Origin of the sequence: Streptomyces sp. TRM70350, assembly GCF_019219825.1 — a bacterium.
In the GTDB taxonomy this organism is placed as follows: domain Bacteria; phylum Actinomycetota; class Actinomycetes; order Streptomycetales; family Streptomycetaceae; genus Streptomyces.
Genome location: NZ_JAHUXH010000001.1, coordinates 593,237 through 613,870 on the forward strand (window position 1 = coordinate 593,237; position 20,634 = coordinate 613,870).

Sequence of the window (20,634 nt, forward strand, 5' to 3'; positions counted from 1 at the left end):
GGCATGTCACCCCTCCCACAAGCATGGCGGGGGTCCGCAACTTGGGAGCGCTCCCATCACCGGGGGCGCCACCAGCACCCCGAGGAGCCCCGACGTGAAACGACGCAGAACCGCCCTGCTGTCCCTGACGGCCCTGCTGGGAGCGGCCCTCAGTGCCACTCCGGCCGCGGCCGACGAGGTCGAGCAGGTCAGGAACGGCACCTTCGACAGCACCACCGAGCCCTGGTGGACCAGCAACGTCACCGCAGGCCTGTCCGAGGGCCGACTCTGCGCGGACGTCCCCGGCGGCACCACCGACCCGTGGGACGCGGCCGTCGGCCAGAACGACCTCACCCTGGTGAAGGGGGAGTCGTACCGCTTCTCCTTCACCGCCTCCGGCGCGCCCGCCGGGAACGCCGTGCGCGCGATCGTGGGGCTGTCTCAGGCGCCGTACGACACCTGGTTCGAGGTGAAGCCGCAGCTGAGCGTCTCCGGTGACGCGTACGCCTACACCTTCACCTCACCCGTCGACACCGCGCACGGCCAGGTCGCCTTCCAGCTCGGCGGGGGAGTGGAGGGCTGGCGCTTCTGCATGGACGACGTGTCGCTGCTGGGCGGGGTGCCGCCGGAGCCGTACGAGCCGGACACCGGGCCACGGGTCCGCGTCAACCAGGTCGCCTACCTGCCCGCCGGACCGAAGAACGCCACCCTCGTCACCGACGCGACCGAGGCGCTGCCCTGGCAGCTGAAGAACGCCCAGGGTGCGGTGGTGGCCCAGGGGCGGACCGTGCCGCGCGGCGTCGACGTCTCCTCCGGGCAGAACGTCCACTCGATCGACTTCGGCTCCTACCGGGCCCGCGGCCAGGGCCTCACGCTGCTCGCGGACGGCGAGAGGAGCCGGCCGTTCGACATCGACGCCGGTGTGTACGAGCGGCTGCGGCGGGACGCGCTGAAGTTCTACTACACACAGCGCAGCGGCATCGAGATCCGGGACGATCTGCGCCCCGGCTACGGGCGCCCCGCCGGGCACGTGGGTGTCGCGCCCAACCAGGGCGACACGAACGTGCCCTGTCAGCCCGGCGTGTGCGACTACACCCTCGACGTCACCGGCGGCTGGTACGACGCCGGGGACCACGGCAAGTACGTCGTCAACGGCGGCATCTCCGCGTGGGAGCTGCTCAGCACGTACGAACGCGCTCTGCACGCCCGCACCGGCCGGACCGGCCCGCTCCGCGACGGCACCCTCGCCATCCCGGAGAGCGGCAACAAGGTGCCGGACCTCCTGGACGAGGTGCGCTGGGAGCTGGAGTTCCTGCTGAAGATGCAGGTGCCGGACGGGCGGCCACTGGCCGGGATGGCGCACCACAAGATGCACGACGAGCAGTGGACGGGCTTGCCGCTGCTGCCCAGCGACGACCCGCAGAAGCGCGAGCTGCACCCGCCCTCCACGCAGGCGACCCTCAACCTGGCGGCGACGGCCGCGCAGGCGGCCCGGCTGTACCGCCCCTACGACCGCGCGTTCGCGGCGCGGGCGCTCGCGGCGGCACGCAAGGCCTGGACGGCGGCCCTCGCACACCCCGAGATGTACGCCGACCCGAACGACGGCATCGGCGGCGGCGCCTACCCCGACAGTGACGCGACCGACGAGTTCTACTGGGCCGCGGCCGAGCTGTACCTCACCACCGGCGAGCGGCAGTTCGAGCGGCACATCCTGACCTCGCCCGTGCACACCGCCGACATCTTCGGCCCCCTCGGCTTCGACTGGGCCCGGACGGCCGCCGCGGGCCGCCTTGACCTCGCGACCGTGCCGAACCGGCTCCCCGGACGGGACAAGGTCCGCCAGTCGGTGATCAAGGGCGCCGACCGCTATCTGGCCACGCTGAGGGCCCAGCCGTACGGCATGCCCTACGCCCCCGACGGCAACCTCTACGACTGGGGCTCCACCCACCAGGTCCTCAACAACGCGGTGATCATCGCCACCGCCTACGACCTGACCGGCGCCGCCAAGTACCGCGACGGCGCGCTGCAGAGCATGGACTACGTGCTCGGCCGCAACGCCCTGAACATCTCGTACGTCACCGGCTACGGCGAGGTCAGCGCACAGAACCAGCACAGCCGCTGGTACGCCCGCCAGCTGGACCCCGGCCTGCCGAACCCGCCGCGGGGCACGCTCGCCGGTGGCCCGAACTCCAGCATTCAGGACCCCTACGCGCAGAGCAAACTCGCCGGCTGCGTCGGCCAGTTCTGCTACATCGACGACATCCAGTCCTGGTCGACCAACGAGACGACGATCAACTGGAACGCCGCCCTGGCCCGGATGGCGTCCTTCGTGGCCGACCAGGGCTGAGCCCCGCCGGTCCGTCCGGTACCGTCTTCCGGTGCCTCTGAGCTGGGGGTATTTACGAGTAAGTACCCCCAGCGGTACCGTAACCGCATGCCAGCCCTCAACGTGGAGTTCAGTGATCGTGAGCTGGAGGACCTGCGGCAGATCGCCAAGGAGCGCGGTACGTCGATGAAGGCCCTCGTGCGGGAGGCGGCCGCGGCCGACATAGCCCGGCACCGCGCGTTGCAGGAGGGCGCCGAGGCCTTCCGCCGGTTCTTCGCCGCCCACGCCGACGAGTTCGCGGCCGCCTTCCCCGACGACGAGCCGTCCGCCGGCGGCGAGGGACGGGTCGCCTGACCGATGGCACCCGTCCTGCACATCGACGTGCCCTGGCTCCTCCAGCGGCACGAGGAGGTCCTGCCGGACCAGCCGACGATCAACGACTTCTCCGCCCTGGTCGCCGCAGTCGCCCGGCACCGCGTCGACCCGCCCCGCCTCGGCGTGAACTCCGACGCCGCCTGGCGGGCCGCCGCCCTGCTGCACACCCTCGCCCTGCTCAAGCCGCTGCCCTCGGCCAACGCCCGCTTCGCCTGCGCGACCGCCGTGGCCTACATGTTCGTCAGCGGCGTCGGCATCGACCCGCCCTACGGCGCCCTCGTGGATCTCACCCGGGACCTGATCGACGGCAAGACGGATGTGTACGGGGCTGCGGACCGGCTGCGGTCCTGGCAGATCTGAGCGGTCCCCGCGCGGGAGTGCCGCCGTCCTGCGCGGGGACCTGGCGAGAGGGGCCGGTTCCATATCACTCCGCGACCGTGCCCCGTCTGTCAGTGGCGCTGATGTTGCTCAAGTGCCTTGTTGGCCCAGAGTGAGCTGTGCAAGGGTGAAGCATCCGGCGGGGGGTGTAATGGCCGGGCTCACGCGCACAATTCACGCCCCTCGCACCCGCCCAAAGGTATGCACCAATCCGGGTTCATCCCGGCTTCCCCTTTCGGCGGACAGAACTCTTTGTGTCACCTTGCGTGGGAAGGAATACGCTCAGTGCCCACCCCCCACCCCCCTCGTCCTCCTTACCCGCCGTCCGGCGGTGATCCGGGCGAATCCGACGCCGCCCTCGCCGCCCGGCTGACCGGCGCCCCGGATGCCGAAGTCGCCCACTCCACCGCCCTGCTGATCGCCCGGCACTGGCAGCCGGCGCACGACTACGCGGTGATCTGCCTCGCCTCCTCGGCGAGCATCGCGTCCATGGTCACCGCGGCGGCCTTCCACCAGGTCTTCGACCGCCTCACCCTCGGGGAGGCGGTCGACGCGCTGCGGCCGCGGCTGCTGGTGACCGTGCGGGACACCGTCCGGCTGTGGTCGGCCGAGGAACGAACAACGGGCGCACTGCCGGAGTTGCAGAAACCGGCCGGGGGGCGCGGTATGCGCGCCGCCAAGTCGATGACGCCGGAAAACCGCAAGCTGGCCGGGCGCGCATTCCAGGGCCTTACCGGAGCCGCCCGCACTCTGCTGTGGCACACCGAGGTCGAGGCCGAACCGATCGCCTTCCCCGCCGGTCTGCTCGGCATGGATACCGACACCGCGGCGGCCACCCTCGAACAGGCCCGGGACAAATTCCGCGAGGGCTGTGTACGGGCCCATCAGCAACTGGCGCCGTCCAAGGACTGCGGCTTCTACAACCGTCTCCTCGATGTCCCGATCCGCCGTGGCGGCGCCCTGCTGCCGGACGTCCAGCAGCATCTGGCGGAGTGCCGCTACTGCCGTGACGCCGCCGAACAACTCAGCCATTTCGAGGGCGGGCTGGACGTCCTGCTCGCCGAGGCCGTGCTCGGCTGGGGCAGCCGCCGCTATCTCGACTCCCGGCCCGGCCGCACCCAGCACCGACCGCGCACCCGCGCCGCCGCCCGCCACTCCGCCCGCGCCCGCAGCGCCGCACGCCACCGCATCCTGGCCCGTTTCCCCAAAGTGGCCGGGCGCTCCTCCCGTGCGCTGCGCACGGGTGTGGGCATCGCCGGCGCCGCCCTGCTCGGCACCGTCCTCGCCACCAGCCTGTCGTCCTACGACGGTGAGACCGACCCCACGGCGTCCGCGGGCGCCACCGACGGCACGGGGGCGGCGCCCGGCACCGGCACCCAGGCCCAGCCCACGCCCCCCGGCACCGCCCAACTCCCCACCACACCCGGGCAGACCCGGCTGCGCAACGCCGCGAGCGAGCTGTGCCTCGACATCCGTGACGAGGCCGAGGCGGGGACCGGGGCCGTACTGGCGGGATGCTCGTCCGAACCGACCCAGCAGTGGTCGTACGAGAACGACGGGCTGCTGCGCAGCGTGGCCGACCCCGGGCTGTGCCTGGACTCGCACGCGGACGCCGGTGTCGTCATCCTCGGCACCTGCGCCGACGAGGACGACGAGCGTGCCGACGACGTGCGGTACGACCTCACCGTCCGGGGGGAGCTGCTGCCCCGCTGGGACGAGCAGCTCGCGCTCGCCGCCACGACCGGGGATCCGGGCGCCGACATCGTCGTCAAGGTGCGCGACGGATCCGACGCCCAGCGCTGGCTGACCGACCCCCAGCCGGCCGACGCGGGCTCGCTGTCGGTCGCGGAGACGGGCGACCCGTCGGCGCGGCAGGCGGGGCTGGGGAGCGGATCCTAGGGGACTCCGAGGCGGGTGCGCAGGCACGCGCGCCCGCAGGCCCTGGCCGAACGAGGGCCTGCGGTGTCGGCCAGGGCTCGCCCGATCAGCCGTCAGGCGGGCCCCTCCACGAGATCCGCCGCGCCGATGGTCGCGGGCCTGGAGTGGCCCGACAGGGCGAGGGTGAGGTCGAGTTCGGCGAGCAGGCAGCGGATCACGTGCTCCACGCCCGCCTGGCCGTCGAGGGCGAGACCGTAGACGTACGGCCGTCCGACCAGGACCGCCCGCGCGCCCAGCGCGAGCGCCTTGAAGATGTCGTCCCCGGTGCGCACCCCGCTGTCGAACAGCACCGTCAGCCGGTCGCCGGCCGCCGCCGCCACGCCGGGCAGCGCGTCCGCCGCCGCTATGGCACCGGCGACCTGACGGCCGCCGTGGTTGGACACCACCACGCCGTCCATCCCGGCGTCGACGGCCTGCCGGGCGTCGTCCGGGTGCAGGACGCCCTTCAGGACGATCGGGCCGTCCCAGTTCTCCCGCAGGAAGGTCAGGTCCGGCCAGGTCTTGGCGGGGTCGGCGAACATGCCGACGAAGTGCATCACCGCCGCGTTCGGATCCTCGTGCACCGGCTTGGCGAGGCCCGCCCGGAACGCCGGGTCCGAGAAGTAGTTGGCGGTGCCCACCCCGTGCAGGAACGGCAGATACGCCTGGTCCAGGTCGCGCGGCCGCCAGGCGAGCAGCGGTGTGTCCAGCGTGACGACCAGGACGCTGAACCCGGCCGTCTTCGCCCGGCCGAGGAAGCTCCGGGTCACCTCGCGGTCCTTGGCCCAGTACAGCTGGAACCAGCGCTCGGCGTCGCCCATCGCCTGCGCGACCTGCTCGATGGGGGTGCTGGACGCCGAGGACAGCACATACGGCACGCCCTGCGCGGCGGCCGCCCGGGCGGCGGCGCGCTCCGCGTCCGGATGCATGATCGACAGCACCCCGACCGGCGCCAGCGCCACCGGCGCGGGCAGCGCGCGGCCCAGCACCTCGACGGACAGGTCCCGCTCGTGCACGTCCCGCAGCATCCGCGGCACGATCCGGCGGCGGCGCAGAGCGGCCCGGTTGGCGCGGGCCGTGCTGCCGTCGCCCGCGCTGCCCGCGACATAGCCGACAGGGCCGGGACCGAGCCGCTGTTCGGTGAGTTCCTCCAGCCGGGTCAGATCGGTGGGCAGTCGCGGTACTGCTCCCGTCATCCCGTTCAGATAGATCTCGTACTGGAAGTCGGCCCAGTGCTTCGCCATCGCCAGGTCCCCGCCTCTCGCCGTCGAGCCGCGTCGTCCCGACGATACTGGCGAGTAAGGGCAGGTCCGTCCAGCGGTGCGCCCTCACTCCCTCGCGACCGACCGGTGCAGGATCGCGGCCAGTTCGCGCGGCCGGGAGAACATCGGCCAGTGCCCGGTGTCCATCCGCACCAGCTCCCAGCGCTCACTGCCGAGCAGCTCCCGCACGGCGTCCAGGGGCTCCTCCCCGTCGAGCAGGCACTTGATGTACGTCGTCGGCAGCTCGGCCAGGGAGCGGGACAGGACCGCCGGTTCGGTGAGCGTCGCGCCCGGGTGCGGGGTCGCGTCCCGCAGGAACCGGGCGATCTGGTCGTCCGTCATGTCCTGGCCCGCGTACTCGTCGGCGGTGAGCGGGGGCCAGAAGCCGCCGTTCTTCTCGACCGCCGCCCGCACCTGTTCACTCGGCCACCCCGACAGGAAGGTCTCCCCGTCGACGGGAACGTTGGCGTCCACGAGCACCATCCTGGCCAGCCGGTCGCCGATCTGCTCGGCGGCCTGGCCGACCGGGATGCCGGAGTAGCTGTGCCCGACGAGCACGACGTCCCGCAGGTCCAGGCGCTCGACCTGGTCGACGACGTCCTGGACGTGGGTCCGCTGCCCCGCGGGAACGCCGCGCTTCTCCGCGAGGCCGGACAGGGTCAGCGGATACACCCCGTGCCCGGCCCCGCGCAGCTCCGCCGCCACCTCGTCCCACGCCCACGCACCCAGCCACGCACCTGCCACAAGCACGAATTCAGTCATGGCGGCAACGTAGCGCGCGGCACTGACAATCGCCGGGCAGCAGGATTCCGGGGTTTGGGGCGGTCCGCGTCGGGGGGCCTTGGGGTCGGGGCTGTCGGGTAGCAGGGATTCGGGTTTGGGTGGTCCGCGTATCCGGGGCATCCCGGGATCGGGGTCGCCCGCGCTTCAGGGGACCCTGGGATCGGGGCAGTCGAGCAACAGGGATTCAGGGATGGGGGCAGCCCGCGTATCAGGGGACGCTGGGATCAGGTCGCCGGGTGGCAGGGGGCCCCGGGATGGAGGGGTGCTGGGCGTTAGAAGGCCCCGGGATGGAGGGGTGCCTGGGTGTTGGGAGACCCCGGGATGGAGGGTGCCCGGGTAGTAGGAGACCCCGGTAATCAGGGTCGCCCGGGTGGCAGGTGCTGCGGGATCAGGTCGCCGGGCAGCAGAGAACCCCGGGCGGGGCGGCGGGCGCGCGGGGTGGTGGCTGCGGGGCAGCGCGGGGGCGTCGTGGACGGGTGCCGTTCGCCGGAAGGCCGCCGACGGTACGGCGTCGGTGCCGGACCGGAGGATGGTTCATCCATCTTTCGCGTCCGTCATGGCCATTCGAGCACCGTCGTCGATCACTCTCCGTCCTGGGTGGTCTCCCGCGGGGGCTCGGCGTCGGGGCCCTGCGCCCGTACGCGCTGGACGTGTTCGAGGGAGTCCCGCAGCTCGGTCAGCCAGTCGTCGGCGTGACGCTGGACCAGGCGCACGCACCAGGCGAGCGCGTCGCTGCGGCTGCGGGCAACGCCACCGGCGATCAGGGTGTCCAGGACCTGGCGCTCGGGCTGCCGCAGCCGGGTCATGACCGGCGCCGCGACGTGCGTGAACAGCGCCCGCTGCCCGCCGCACTCCACCCCCCAGGACACCTTGCGGCGGAACCGGTGCTCGGCCTCGCGGGCCACCGCGATCCGGTCCTCCCGGGTGCGTTCCCGGAACTCCTCGATCCGGCCCTGTACGGCCGCCTCCCGCTCGCCCGCCGAGGCCTCCTCGGCGAGCCGGGGTGCGGGGATGCGGCCGATCACGGTGATCTCCTCGCGGTCGACCGTCACCTCGGTCAGTTCCTCGAAGAGGTCGTCGGGGAGTCGGCCGGTGAACCAGCCACGCAGTTTCTGTTGCTGCTCTGTCGTAATCATGTAATGACGATTACGCGACCCGCCCATGAACACAAGGGGTCAAAACGGACCGCGCCCCAGGCGCATCCGGAATGTTTCAGGCCGATTAAAGAACCGCAGAAATCCAGCCATTCGGCCACGCGGGGCGATCAAGCGCCGCGTCTCGGGCCGGTTGTAACGTTCGAATTCCGTGACTTCGCGCCACTGCTTCAATACGCAAGGTTACTGAAACGCATGGGGTGGAGGTGAGTTTCGGCGGCGGAGTCGGCAGACTCGCGCTCGCCGGTCGGGCACCGACCACAAGCCCGGTCCGGCGACTCATGCAATCGAGCGGAAGGATGCACACAATGCGGAACCCCGCGCGCTGGGCAGCGACCCTCGGCCTCACGGCCGCCGCCGTCTGCGGACCCCTGACCGGAGCCGCGCACGCCGCCCCCGCCGCCACCCCGGCCTCGCTCTACGCCCCGTCCGCCCTGGTGCTGACCACGGGCCACGGGGAGAGCTCGGCCACCGTCACCCCTGAGCGCGCGGTGACGCTGAGCTGCGCCCCGACGCCTGCCGGGACGCACCCGAACGCCGCCGCGGCCTGTGCCGAACTGCGCGGTGTCGACGGAAACCTCGATGCCCTGGAGAGCCGGCCCGGCGTGTGGTGCACGCGGGAGTACGACCCCGTGGTCGTCCGGGTCGACGGCGTCTGGCAGGGCCAGTACGTCTCCTATGAGCGCACCTTCGGAAACGAGTGCGTGAAGAACTCGTACGGGACGAGCGTCTTCGCGTTCTGAGGGACCGGGATCGCATGGCCCCCGTGAATGCCGCGAGCGACCCGCAGTTGGGGAGTGCGGGCCGTCGTCGCGGGGGCCCTGTGGTCTCGCCCCAGGGGTCGGCCGGGCGGAGTGGGGCCGCCCGCCGACCCCTGGGATCACTCGTCGTGCCGCTGCGCCCGGTCCCGGTGGCTGGTGTCGCACCAGGGGTAGCGGCGGCTGCGCCGGCAGGTGCACAGCGCGACCCGGAAGCGGTCGGAGGAGACGGTCGTACCGTCCTCCAGCTCCACTTCCACCGGGCCCTCCACCAGCAGGGGGCCGCGGCGCTGGACGGTGATCCGGCGCGGGGTGTCAGACGGGGAGTTCGGCACGGACGACCACCAGCTCTTCCTTGTTCTCGGCGGCGGACAGCAGTCCCCGCTCGCGCAGCCAGCCTTGTCGCTCCCGCAGTACGGGACCGAAGGCGATCCGGCGACGACGGGTCACGCTCGACTTCAGGCCCGCCGCGCGCAGCAGCTCCAGGGTCCGCTCGGGTCCGCTGAGGGCCGAGTGGACGACCAGCAGGACTCCGCCCGGGCGCAGCAGGGCGGGCGCCTCCCGGCAGATCCGGTCCAGGACCAGCCGCCCGTCGCGGCCCGCGTCCCACGCCCGGGCCGTACCGCGCGGCTCGGCGCCCTCGTCCGGCGCGGGCACGTACGGCGGGTTGGCCAGAATCAGGTCGAACGTCTGCCCGCGCACCGGGTCGAAGAGGTTCCCGCGCCGGACACGCACCCGCAGGCCGGACAGCCAGGCGTTGACCCGGGCCGCACCCACCGCCCGCCACGACACGTCCACCGCCGTCACCCGCGTTCCGCGCCGCGCCGCGTGCAGCGCCAGCGCGCCGGTGCCCGTGCCCACGTCGAGCACGTCCGCACCCTGTGGCAGCGGCTCCTCGGCCAGGGCCTCGGCCAGCAGGGCGGTGTCTTCCTGGGGCGTGTAGACGCCGGGGGGCACCAGAGGATTCACGGCACTCAGGTACCCCGGCATTCACGAAATATGGGAGGTTTCGGATGAGAGCGGGCTGCGCAGCGACGACGTTCCCGACCCCCAGTCGGTGAGCAGGCGCTCGGCGAGGCGGTCCTCGACATACCCCGTGGCGTCGATACCGAAGGCGACGTCGCGGGCCAGCCGTGGCTCCTCCGTCAGCAGACCGCCGATGACGTCGTGCCGTACGACCTGCTCGTGGACGGCGTCGGCCTCCACGTGCTCGTCGTAGAAGTGCTCGGCGGCCGGTCCGGCCCCGGTCCGGCGCATGGCCTCGGCGAGCCGCCGGGAACCCGGCGACGAGGTGACCTCCACGGCGGCGAAGTGGCCCACCAGGGCGCCACGCAGGGAGCGGTGCAGGCCGAACAGGGACATGAGGTTCACCGTGGTGAGCGTCTCGGCGCAGGCCACGTCGAGGTAGCGCCCGTACGTCGTGTCCAGGCCCAGGTCCGTCATCAGGTCGGCGAACAGGCGGGCGTGCACCCGGTCGGGGCGGCCGCCGCCGAACTCGTCGAACTCCACCGCCGCCATCGCCGCCTTCGCCCTGCCCCACAGCCGGGGCAGCACCCAGGCGTGCGGGTCCGCCTCCTTGAGGTGGTACAGGGAGCGCTGGGCCGCGTACTCGCGCAGCTGCCACAGCTCGCCCTTCTCGCACAGGTAGTGGGTGACACCGGTGCCGTCGACCGGTTCGACGAGGATCTCCGCGAGGGCGTCCTCGACGCCGTCGTGGACCGGCGTGTCGGTGCGCAGGGCGGCCAGGAAGCGGTCCTCCAGCGCCGCGCGGGTGCGCAGCAGGTCGGGGTCCCACTCTTTGTCCTCGGGCACGCCGTGGAAGCCTCGGTAGTGGAGCTCGTAGCAGAGGTAGAGGGCGAGCTGGAGGTCGTCGCCGTACGCGGCCGCGCTCGCGATCTCCTCGGTGCCGGGCAGCGGGCCCGCACCTCGGAGGTGTTCCATGACCGCGGCGGACAGCGGGCCGCGGGCGGACGGCAGCCGTGGTTCCTGGTGGTCGTGCGTCATACGGGAGCGAGTACCCGGGACGCCGGGCCTCCCACCCCGACTGGCACCTCGGCCCGGGCCCCGGCCGACCGTCTCGCCGACTTCGGGCTGCGGCCGCCGCCCCGGGGCCGCCCGTCAGTCCTCCTGTGTCCGCTCCTGCGCCTCCGTGTTGGGCGTGATCGCGTCCCCGGCCTCGCCCCAGCGCGGGGATTCCTCCGGGGACTGCGCGTCACGCGGCTTGGCGTCCCGGATCTCGCGCAGGACCTTCTCGTGGGCCGTCTCGGCGCGCTCCTCGGGGTGCTCGCCGTTCTCGTCGCGCTTGGTCACGGTGACTCCTTTCTGAGAGGTCGAAAAGTCAGGACGTGGCGGACGCGATCCGCAGCGGTACCGGGTCCGGCGGCGCGACCTCCTCGCTCAGTCGGCACACCTCCGCCCACCAGGCCGCGCCGTCCTCGATGTGCCGCAGCAGGACTCCCTCACGGATCGCCCACGGGCACACGGTGACCGTCTTCAGCCCGGTCACCTTCATCGCCGTGTGGCCGACCACCGCCCCGGCCAGGCTCTGCCTGGCGCGCGGCGCGGAGATCCCCGGCAGCAGCGCCCGCTCGGCGGCGGGCAGGACGGCCAGCCGGGCGATCGCCTCCCGCAGGTCGGCGCGCCGCAACCGCCGCTCCGTGAAGGGCCCGTACCGCCCCGGCGCGGCACCGCACAACCGGCCCAGCTGCTGGAAGGTCCGTGAGGTGACCACCGCCGACCGCGGCCCCTCCCACCGGATCCGTGCCCCGACGTCCCGCAGCTGGTGCCGGACCTTGCGGCGCAGCGCCCGTACCTGCTCCGGCGACGGCGGATCCTGCTCCGCGAAGAACTCGTGGGTCAGCCGTCCCGCGCCGAGCGGCAGCGAGGCCACGAAGTCCGGCAGCCGCCCCCGCCCGAAGGCCACTTCGAGCGAGCCGCCGCCGATGTCCAGCAGCGCCAGCGGCCCCGACCGCCACCCCATCCAGCGCCGCGCGCCGAGAAACGTCAGCTCGGCCTCCACCTCGCCGGGCAGGGTGCACAGCTCCACGCCGGTCCGGGCGCGGACGGTGCGCAGCACGTCCAGGCGGTTCGGGGCGCTGCGTACCACCGTCGTGGCGAAGGCCAGCGGACCGGCCGCACCCCACTGGGCCGCCGTACGGCTCGCCTCGGCGACCGCGTCCACCAGCCGCTCCACGGCCTCCTCGGGGACCACGCCGCCGGGCTTGACGTGCTCGGCCAGCCGCAGCCGCCACTTGGCGGTGTGCACCGGCAGCGGCACGCCGCCGTCCGCGTCCGCCACCACCAGCCGGACCGTGTTCGACCCCACATCCACCACGCTGATTCGCATGGGCTGGCGGGTACCCGGTTACGCCCTGCTCCAACTGTCTCCGCCCCCGTGCGCCGCCGGACGTGCACCCGTACGCCGGAAGTGCACCCCCCGTGGGCGCCGACTGCCAGGGCGTGTTTCGAAAGTCCCGTCCGGCCCGTGACGCCGCTTTCGAAACACGCCCTACGCGAGCTGCCGCCGCACCAGCTCATGCAGCCGCCCGCCGGTGTCCGCGAGCAGCTGCACCGGCGGCCCCTGCTGGGCGACCTTGCCGTCCTCCATCACGATGACGCGGTCGGCGTCCAGCACCGTCGACAGACGGTGCGCGATGACGATGCGGGTGGCGTTGAGGGCCTTGGTGCTCTCGATGACCTTGCGCTGCGTCTCGTTGTCGAGGGCGCTGGTCGCCTCGTCGAAGAAGAGGACGCGCGGCCGGCGGATCAGCGCCTGCGCGATCATCAGCCGCTGCCGCTGGCCGCCGGAGATCGCCCCGTTGCCCGCGACGATGGTGTGCAGCCCCATCGGCATCCGCTGGATGTCCTCGGCGAGCCCCGCCATCTCGGCCGCCGCCATCGCCTCCTCCGGCGTGTACGGCTCGGTGCCGCAGATGACGTCCATGATCGACCCGGTGAACGGCTGTGCGTGCTGGAGGACCACCCCGCACTGCCGCCGTACGGCCGACTGGTCGAGCGCGGCCAGGTCCTGACCGTCGTACAGCACACTCCCGGAGACCGGCTTGTCGAAGCCGATCAGCAGCCGCAGCAGGGTCGACTTGCCGCAGCCGGACGGCCCGACGATCGCCACGAACTCCCCCGGCCGCGCCTCGAACGACACATCGTCCAGGACCAGCGGCCCGTCGTCGGAGTACCGGAAGGACAGCCGCCGCGCCTCGACGGCGCCGGTGAGCGGGCCCGGCCGGGTGCTGGCCGTGCGCACCTCCGGCGTCGCCCGGAGCACCGGCTTGATCTGTTCGTACAGCGGCAGCGCGGCCACCAGCGACACGAACGCCCCCGTGATCTGGGTGACGGAGGTGAGCAGCATCGTCACCGAGGTGTTGAAGGCGAGGAAGGCGGCGGCGGACATCGAGCCCCGCGCCGGACCCGCGAGCAGCATGAAGATCACCAGCGAGCACAGCGGCAGATAGATCGCGCCGAGCACGGTGGTGAGGTTCTTGATCCGGCCGAGGCGCTGCTGGAGCTCACGGCTGCGCGCGAACTCGCTCGCCCAGGCGGCGTAGGCGTAGTTCTCGGCCGCCGCCACCCGCAGCTTGGGCAGGCCGCGCAGGGTCTGGAAGGCCTGGTTGTTCAGCTTGTTGGTGAGCACCGTCAGACGCCGCTGCCAGCGCACCTGCCACAGCCCGAGCCCGAGGAAGACACCGGCGATGACGACGAGCATGCCCATCGCGGCCAGCGCCATCGGGACGCTGAACCAGAGCAGCAGCCCCAGGTTCATCGCACCGACGGTGACGGACTGGGCGACCGTGGGCCCGACTCCCGCGAGCAGCCTGCGGATCGCGCTGATGCCCATGGCGGCACTGGCCAGCTCACCGGTGGAGCGGCCGGTGAAGAACTTCGTCGGGAGCCTGAGCAGCCGGTCCCACACCGCCGGCTGGAGCGTCGCCTCGATACGGCCCTCCAGGCGCAGGATCGTCATGTTCTGCAGCAGCATGAAGGCCGCCGCGACGACACTGCTGACCATCACCGCCAGACAGACCTGAGCGATCAGCCCCGCCTGGGCCTTCGGCACGAACTCGCCGAGCACCTTGCCGGTCGCGAGGGGCACCAGCGCGCCGATCGCCACCGTCACCAGCCCGCTGAGCACCAGCCCGGTGACATCCCCGCGCGTGCCCCGCATGCAGAAGCGCAGCAGCCCGAGCGGACCCAGCGGGCGTTCCGGCAACGGCCGGTAGAACATCACCGCGCGCGGCTCGAACTCCGGCGCGTTGGCCTTCTCGATCGGCGTCTCACGTCCGGTCGCCGGATGCACCGCCACATAGCCGCCGCGCCGCCACAGCAGCGCGACCGGCGCCCCCGACAGGGCGCGGTGGCCCACCAGCGGTCCCACGTTCTCGCGCCACCAGCTGCCGTCGAGCCGTACCGCGCGGGTACGGACGCGTGAGGCGAGGGCGATGCGCTCGACCGGGTCGAGACGGTCGCTGTCGGTGCCGCCGCGCCCGGGGTCGGCCAGCGTGATCCCGGCCGCGGCGGCGACCAGCCTGCACGCGGCGTAGGTGGCGTCCGCGTCGGCGGCGGTGGCGCGCCTGGCGGACGGCTTGCCGATCGCCGCGAGCAGCGTCCGGTCGGCCTGCGCGCGTACCTGCTCACCGGCCTTGATACCGGCGGCCGTACGGGTCTCGTGGGTGCGCTCCAGCTGTTCGATCCAGCGGTCCAGCGTGGTCAGCAGGCGGTACTGCTGGTCGACCATGCTCTGCCAGAGAGCCGGGTCCATCAGCAGGTCGGCTGCCGCCTCCGCGCCGTACAGCGAGCCGTACTGGACGCTGCCGGGCGGTACCTGCATCCAGAACACGTCGTCGTCGGTCATCTCGGCGGCCCGCTCACCGGCCGTCGGCGCCTGGAAGAGGACGGACAGGCCGCGGCCGACGCCGAGCGCGAGGGCGTACTCCAGCGGGCTCGTGGTGGGCGGGACGTACTGGGGGGTGCCGTACTCGTCGTACGACCACGTCTGCGTGACGGCGGGCTGGTACAGCTCGCGCAGTCCGATGCGGTGCACCACGCAGTCCCTGACCGGGCGGGCGATCAGCGTGTGCTGCGGGCCCGTGACCGGGCCGAGCAGCAGCGAGCCCGCCTCCAGGCGGCCGAGGTGGTGCCAGTGGCCCTGCTGGGCGGCGTCCACCGCGAACAGGTCGAGGGCGCCCGCGGCGACCAGCCACAGCACCTGCGGCCCTTGCAGGTCCAGGCGGCCGAACCCGGCGCAGTCGATGGGCGTGCCCACCGAGCCGAGCGCGCCGAGGACGTAGTCGTCGCCGTGCACGGTCGTCATCTCACCGCTCCCTGACCAGCGCCGCGTACGCGCCGCCCCGTGCCACCAGCTCGTCGTGCCGGCCGCGTTCCACGATCGTGCCGTGCTGGAGTACGACGATCTCGTCGCTGTCCCGCACGGTGCTGAGCCGGTGTGCGATCACCACGCAGGCGCAGCCGCGCCGACGCAGGTTGTCCATGACGACCAGCTCGGTCTCGGCGTCGAGCGCGCTGGTCACCTCGTCCAGCACCAGGATGCTGGGGCGGCGGACCAGCGCCCGGGCGATCTCCAGGCGTTGGCGCTGCCCGCCGGAGAAGTTGCGGCCGTCCTGCTCGACCGAGCTGTGGATGCCGCCGGGGCGACGCATCACGACGTCGTACAGGGCCGCGTCCCGCAGCGCCTCCACCACCGCCTCGTCCGGGATGGACGGGTCCCACAGCGCCACGTTGTCCCGCACCGAGCCCTCGAACAGGAACACGTCCTGGTCGACGAAGGAGACGGAGGCCGCGAGCGCGCCGCGCGGGATGTCCTCCAGCCGCTGCCCGTCGATGCGGATCACGCCCTCCCAGGGCGTGTACAGGCCCGAGATCAGCCGGGAGACGGTCGACTTGCCGCTGCCCGAGCCGCCGACGAGCGCGACCTGCTGCCCCGGCCCGACGGTCAGGTCGAAGCCGGTGAGCAGGGGTTTGTCGAGGGGGCTGTAGCCGAAGGTGATGTTCTGCAACTCGACGTGGCCGTGCAGCCGCCGCGTGGAGTCGCCGCCCGCGCGGTCGTACAGCGGGTCGGTGCGGAAGTTCTCCACGTCCTTCAGCCGGGCCACGTCCGCCGCGAAGTCCTGGATGCGGCCCGCGACGCCGTTGAGCCGGGTCAGCGGGGCGGTGAACCGGGTGACCAGCGCCTGGAAGGCGACCAGCAGGCCGACGGAGATGTGGCCCTCGATCGCGCGCATGCCGCCGATCCACAGGATCAGCGCGCTGTTCAGCGTGGCGAGCGTCGGCGCGACCACGCCCAGCCAGGCGCTCGGCACGCCGAGCCGCTGCTGTTCCTCCAGGGTGGTGGCGTGCTGTCCGGCCCACTTGCGGAAGTAGCCGTCCTCGCCGCCGGTCGCCTTCATCGTCTCGATCAGCTGAAGGCCGGTGTACGCGGTGTTGGTGAGCCGGGCGTTGTCCGCGCGCAGCTTGGCCGTACGGGTCGCGCGCAGCCGGATGACGACGCGCATGGCGACGATGTTCAGCAGCGCCACACCGATGCCGACGAAGGTCAGCTGCGGGTCGTAGGTATAGAGGAGCACGGCGTACAGCACCACGACCACCGCGTCCACGCCCGCCGCCGCCAGGTCACGGGCCAGCGTCTCGGCCACCGCGTCGTTGGACTGCAGGCGCTGCACCAGGTCGGCGGGGCTGCGCTGGGAGAAGAAGGTGACCGGCAGGCGCAGCAGATGACGCAGGAAGCGGGCGCTGGAGAGGGTGGAGGAGATGATGCGGCCGTGGTGCAGGTTGGCCTGCTGCAGCCAGGTCAGCACCAGCGTGAGCAGCACGCACGCGCCCATGGAGGCGAACAGCACGTCCAGCAGCGAGGTCTGTCCGCCGATCAGGAACATGTCGATGTAGGTCCGGCTGAGCGCGGGCACGGCCGCGCCGACCGCGACCAGCAGCAGGCTCGCCAGCACGGCGGCGGGCATCGTGCCTGCGGTGCCGCGCAGCCGGGCGGGCATCGCGCCCCAGACGCCGGGCTTGCGCCCGCCGCGCGAGAAGCCCTCGCCGGGCTCCATCGTGAGGACGACGCCGGTGAAGCTGCCGTCGAAGTCCTCCATCGGCACGAATCGGCGGCCCTTGCCGGGGTCGTTGACGAACACCCCGCGGCGGCCGAAGCGGCGGCCCATGCCGTCGTAGACGACGTAGTGGTTGAACTCCCAGAACAGGATGGCCGGTGCCGTCACCTCGGCGAGGGCGGCGAGGTCCATCTGCATGCCCTTGGCGGTCAGGCCGTAACTGCGCGCCGCCTTCAGCAGGTTGCTGGCGCGCGAGCCGTCGCGGGAGACACCGCAGGCGATGCGCAGCTCCTCCAGCGGGACGTGCCTGCCGTAGTGGCCGAGCACCATGGCGAGGGAGGCGGCGCCGCACTCCACGGCCTCCATCTGGAGCACGGTGGGGGTGCGGACGGTCTTGCGGCGGGCCTTGGGGACGGTGCGCCTGGGCGGGGCGGCCCGGCGCCGGCCCCGGGTTTCCGGTGCGGCGGTGGTCACGGCAGCAGCCAATCGACGGGACGCTGATCGGCCAGCCGGATCGAGCCCGTGGCCATCGTCATGGAGGTGAGGGTGTACGGGGGTCCTTCCGCCGACGACCACGTGTAGCCGCTCCTGGTGCCGGACGACCTGTCGAGGCGGACCAGTACGGCGACCGGGCGGCCGTCCTTGGTGAACTGCTCGCCGAGCTGGCTGTCGCCGAGGAACGCGGCGATCTCCTGGGCCGACTGCGGCGAGCGGTCCACGGACTTCACATGGCCGCGCAGGACGCCGTACTCCTGGGTGGGCACCGTCTGCACGGTCAGGTCCACTGCCGCGTCCGCGGGGATGGAACCGGCGTTCTCGGCGGGCACGTACACCGTGGCGTACAGCGGGTCGTCGGCGTCGGCGACCTTCTCGACGGCGGCGACGTTCGCGCCGGTGGCGATGATCTGGCCGATGGTGGCGGCGAGCGCGGTGAGGCGGCCGGGGGCGATGGTGCGCACGACGGTCTCGCCGTCGCTCGTACGGACCTTCAGCACGGGCGAGTCCGCGGGGAGCCGCTCGCCTTCCTCGGCGAGGATCGCGGTGACCTGGCCCGCGACCGGGCTCTGCAGGATGTAACTGCCCTCGCCGTGGGTGAGGATGGCGGGCGCGCTCACGGTGGAGGTCACCGAGCCGGTCACGGCCCACACGGACGCGGCGGCCATCGCGACCACGGTCACGGACAGCACGAGCCAGCCCTGCGGGCGGGCGAGGCGCACCGGAAGGTCGAGCTCCTCCGGTGACTGGAGCTTGGCGAGGGCCTGTTGGCGGAACTGCACGGAATTTCCCTCACCGGGTGAAGAGCGTTACGACATCCCGTTACGACATCCGAAGAGCCCGGAGCCGGGAGGCGGCTCCGGGACTCGGCGGCACTGGTGTGCGATCAGAGACCGGCGACCAGGTTGGTGACCGGGGCGGTGTTCAGGCCGGTGACACCCTCCACGGTGCCGACGGCCGTGTCGACCAGGCCGGAAACCGGGGCAATGCCGTCCACCGCGCCGACGACGGTGTTCACGGCGTTCACGGAGAGGCCGCCGGAGACGTTGTCGAGCTCGGCGTCGGAGATCTCGACGGTCTCAACCTGGGGGGTGGAGTTCATGATGGAACTTCCCTTCGTATGGCAATTTCACAAGGGGGGAGCGGCCCCCTCTGGGGACAGATGGACGGCCGCGACCGCGGGCGCCGGGCACCCCTGGCCGGGGAGCCCTTCGCGGACCGCGCGGTGCGATGGATCAAAACACGCGGCGACCGTGGGCTTCCAATCAATCACCAGCCTCACCAGGGCACTTGAGTCACAGCGGCCTCCAACCGTGCAGGTGTGGGCACGGCTTGTCGGCGACTTCTTCACACGCCGCCCGGCATCGCCCCGCACCGACCCCTTGCCGTCCGCTCGGCGAATCCGGCACTCCCGCCCCAAAGGCGTGCGCCGGGGCGCGCGATTGTGCAGAACCCCGGGTGCCGGTGACCTGGTTGCGCATTCGATGTGCAGATTCGCTGAAGCGAGGATTCCGCTCACCGCCCTGAACGGACCGTTGCTGATCGATTACCAGTCGTATCGGCCCAGCAGAGACCCAGAGGGCGCAAGAGGCTTCCGGCGATGGCCGAATCAGTGTCCGTACGGGCGCGCGGCGAACCGGAATTGAACGTCCCGCGCGCCCCGTGCGTACCAGTGGCCATCCAGGCGCCCCAACAGCTGTCGAGCGACGGCGGCACAGACCCCGTCCTCCAGGAGGTCGAGAACCCTTGAGTCACAAGCGAATTCCGAAGCGCAAGGCCGCGATCGCGGCGGGCAGCGTGGCGGCGCTCGGAGCGGCGGCACTCCTGCTGCCGAACGCCAACGCGTCCCAGGACGGCGCCGAGGACACGGCCGCCGCCGCCAAGACCCTGAAGGCGGGCGATGCCTCGGACCTCGCCTCACAGCTCGCCGGACTGCTCGGCGACGCCTTCGCCGGCTCCTACTACGACGCCGACAGCCAGCAGCTCGTCGTCAACGTGGTCGGCGACAACAACCAGCTGATCGTTCAGGCCAAGAAGGCCGGTGCCGCGGTCCGCCAGGTCGACAACAGCACGGCCGAACTGAAGTCTGCGGCGCAGACGCTGAAGTCCGAGGCCACCATCCCGGGCACCGCGTGGGCCGTCGACCCCAGGACCAACAAGATCCGGGTCACCGCCGACTCCACGGTCACCGGCGAGAAGTGGGACACGCTGGAGGCGACCGTGGAGAGCCTCGGCTCCGGCATGGCGACCATCCACAAGTCCGCCGGCACCTTCAAGACGTTCGCCTCCGGCGGCGACGCGATATTCGGCGGCGGCTCCCGGTGCTCGCTCGGCTTCAACGTCACCGCGGGCGACGGTTCTCCCGCCTTCCTGACGGCCGGTCACTGCGGGGTCGCGGTGGCCGAGTGGTCCGACGCGCAGAACGGCGCCCCGATCGCCACCGTCGACCAGGCCGTCTTCCCCGGCCAGGGCGACTTCGCACTGGTGAAGTACAACGACCCGGCCACCGAGGCGCCGAGCGACGTCAACGTCGGCGGCGGGCAGACCGTCCCGATCCTCCAGGCCGCGGAAGCCGCCGTCGGCCAGGAGGTGTTCCGGATGGGCAGCACCACCGGCCTCGCCGACGGCACGGTCACGGGGCTCGACGCCACCGTCAACTACCCGGAGGGCACGGTCACCGGACTCATCCAGACCAACGTCTGCGCCGAACCCGGCGACAGCGGCGGCTCGATGTTCACCCGGGACGGCCTCGCCATCGGCCTGACCTCGGGCGGCAGCGGCGACTGCACGGTCGGCGGCGAGACGTTCTTCCAGCCGGTCACGACGGCACTGGCGGCGGTCGGCGCGACGCTGGGCGCGGGGGACGCGGGCGGCGCCGGTGAGGGGGCCGGTGCCGGTGAGGGCGTCGGCGAAGGTGCCGGTGCGGGTGAAGGTGTCGGCGAAGGTGCCGGTGAGGGTGAAGGTGTCGGCGATGGCGCCGGTACGGGCGACGGCGTCGGTGAAGGTGCCGGTGCGGGTGAGCAGGCGGGCGGCGGTGACGCCGTCGGCGGGGAGCGGGCCGGTGAGGAAGCCGGTGTCGGCGACCAGTCCGGTGCCGAGGACGGCTCCGGGCTGACCGGGACCAACTGACCC

At 72.3% G+C, this 20,634-nt stretch carries 18 protein-coding genes; 6 read left to right on the forward strand and 12 right to left on the reverse strand.

Features of this window, described 5'->3' with window-relative positions:
• The first annotated feature begins 94 nt into the window (after positions 1–94).
• The 4 genes from KWI83_RS02755 to KWI83_RS02770 all read left to right on the forward strand — a co-directional run bounded on the left by KWI83_RS02755 (position 95) and on the right by KWI83_RS02770 (position 4,957).
• On the forward strand, positions 95–2,326 hold the full coding sequence (locus KWI83_RS02755; protein WP_218512582.1) for a glycoside hydrolase family 9 protein: 2,232 nt from the start codon (positions 95–97) through the stop codon (positions 2,324–2,326).
• Positions 2,327–2,413: 87 nt separating this feature from the next.
• Positions 2,414–2,659: a hypothetical protein gene (locus KWI83_RS02760; RefSeq protein WP_218512583.1), complete on the forward strand. Its 246-nt coding sequence runs from the start codon at positions 2,414–2,416 to the stop codon at positions 2,657–2,659.
• 3 nt (positions 2,660–2,662) lie between these two features.
• A complete protein-coding gene (locus tag KWI83_RS02765) occupies positions 2,663–3,040 on the forward strand; it encodes a toxin Doc (RefSeq protein WP_218512584.1) in 378 nt (125 codons plus the stop codon).
• 303 nt (positions 3,041–3,343) lie between these two features.
• Entirely contained in the window at positions 3,344–4,957 is a 1,614-nt protein-coding gene (locus KWI83_RS02770) for a ricin-type beta-trefoil lectin domain protein (protein WP_218512585.1), read from the forward strand.
• A gap of 92 nt (positions 4,958–5,049) precedes the next feature.
• On the opposite strand, the gene KWI83_RS02775 is transcribed toward KWI83_RS02770, so the two are convergent.
• The 3 genes from KWI83_RS02775 to KWI83_RS02785 form a co-directional block, all read right to left on the reverse strand.
• Positions 5,050–6,219, reverse strand: coding sequence for a lactate 2-monooxygenase (locus KWI83_RS02775; RefSeq protein WP_218512586.1), 1,170 nt, complete (start codon positions 6,217–6,219; stop codon positions 5,050–5,052).
• Positions 6,220–6,303: 84 nt separating this feature from the next.
• On the reverse strand, positions 6,304–6,999 hold the full coding sequence (locus KWI83_RS02780) for an alpha/beta fold hydrolase (RefSeq protein ID WP_218512587.1): 696 nt from the start codon (positions 6,997–6,999) through the stop codon (positions 6,304–6,306).
• A gap of 602 nt (positions 7,000–7,601) precedes the next feature.
• The gene (locus KWI83_RS02785; RefSeq protein ID WP_218512588.1) at positions 7,602–8,156 is read right to left on the reverse strand and encodes a hypothetical protein; all 555 of its coding nucleotides are present in this window, start codon (positions 8,154–8,156) and stop codon (positions 7,602–7,604) included.
• A gap of 326 nt (positions 8,157–8,482) precedes the next feature.
• Between KWI83_RS02785 and KWI83_RS02790 the strand changes: the two genes are divergently transcribed.
• Positions 8,483–8,917, forward strand: coding sequence for a subtilase-type protease inhibitor (locus KWI83_RS02790; RefSeq protein WP_218512589.1), 435 nt, complete (start codon positions 8,483–8,485; stop codon positions 8,915–8,917).
• A gap of 137 nt (positions 8,918–9,054) precedes the next feature.
• Here KWI83_RS02790 and KWI83_RS02795 read toward each other — a convergent pair whose 3' ends face one another.
• The 9 genes from KWI83_RS02795 to KWI83_RS02835 form a co-directional block, all read right to left on the reverse strand.
• Complete coding sequence (locus tag KWI83_RS02795) at positions 9,055–9,267, reverse strand: CDGSH iron-sulfur domain-containing protein (protein ID WP_218512590.1); 213 nt, start codon at positions 9,265–9,267, stop codon at positions 9,055–9,057.
• Positions 9,248–9,922, reverse strand: a complete 675-nt coding sequence (locus KWI83_RS02800) for a HemK2/MTQ2 family protein methyltransferase (protein WP_218512591.1) — start codon at positions 9,920–9,922, stop codon at positions 9,248–9,250. The genes KWI83_RS02795 and KWI83_RS02800 overlap by 20 nt, the downstream gene beginning before the upstream one ends.
• Positions 9,923–10,936, reverse strand: coding sequence for an iron-containing redox enzyme family protein (locus KWI83_RS02805; protein ID WP_218512592.1), 1,014 nt, complete (start codon positions 10,934–10,936; stop codon positions 9,923–9,925).
• A 114-nt stretch (positions 10,937–11,050) separates the two neighbouring features.
• Complete coding sequence (locus KWI83_RS02810) at positions 11,051–11,242, reverse strand: hypothetical protein (RefSeq protein WP_218512593.1); 192 nt, start codon at positions 11,240–11,242, stop codon at positions 11,051–11,053.
• Positions 11,243–11,270: 28 nt separating this feature from the next.
• The gene (locus tag KWI83_RS02815; RefSeq protein ID WP_218512594.1) at positions 11,271–12,278 is read right to left on the reverse strand and encodes a Ppx/GppA family phosphatase; all 1,008 of its coding nucleotides are present in this window, start codon (positions 12,276–12,278) and stop codon (positions 11,271–11,273) included.
• Between the two features lie 162 nt (positions 12,279–12,440).
• Positions 12,441–15,257 (reverse strand): NHLP bacteriocin export ABC transporter permease/ATPase subunit, encoded by a 2,817-nt coding sequence (locus tag KWI83_RS02820; protein WP_218512595.1) that lies wholly within the window; start codon positions 15,255–15,257, stop codon positions 12,441–12,443.
• Between the two features lies 1 nt (position 15,258).
• Entirely contained in the window at positions 15,259–17,481 is a 2,223-nt protein-coding gene (locus KWI83_RS02825) for an NHLP family bacteriocin export ABC transporter peptidase/permease/ATPase subunit (RefSeq protein ID WP_218512596.1), read from the reverse strand.
• On the reverse strand, positions 17,478–18,284 hold the full coding sequence (locus KWI83_RS02830; RefSeq protein ID WP_218512597.1) for an HlyD family efflux transporter periplasmic adaptor subunit: 807 nt from the start codon (positions 18,282–18,284) through the stop codon (positions 17,478–17,480). Before KWI83_RS02830 ends, KWI83_RS02825 begins: the two co-directional genes overlap by 4 nt.
• A 104-nt stretch (positions 18,285–18,388) precedes the next feature.
• Positions 18,389–18,604 (reverse strand): type A2 lantipeptide, encoded by a 216-nt coding sequence (locus KWI83_RS02835; RefSeq protein ID WP_141306631.1) that lies wholly within the window; start codon positions 18,602–18,604, stop codon positions 18,389–18,391.
• Positions 18,605–19,248: 644 nt separating this feature from the next.
• Here KWI83_RS02835 and KWI83_RS02840 point away from each other — a divergent pair.
• On the forward strand, positions 19,249–20,631 hold the full coding sequence (locus KWI83_RS02840) for a S1 family peptidase (protein WP_218512598.1): 1,383 nt from the start codon (positions 19,249–19,251) through the stop codon (positions 20,629–20,631).
• Positions 20,632–20,634 lie beyond the last annotated feature (3 nt).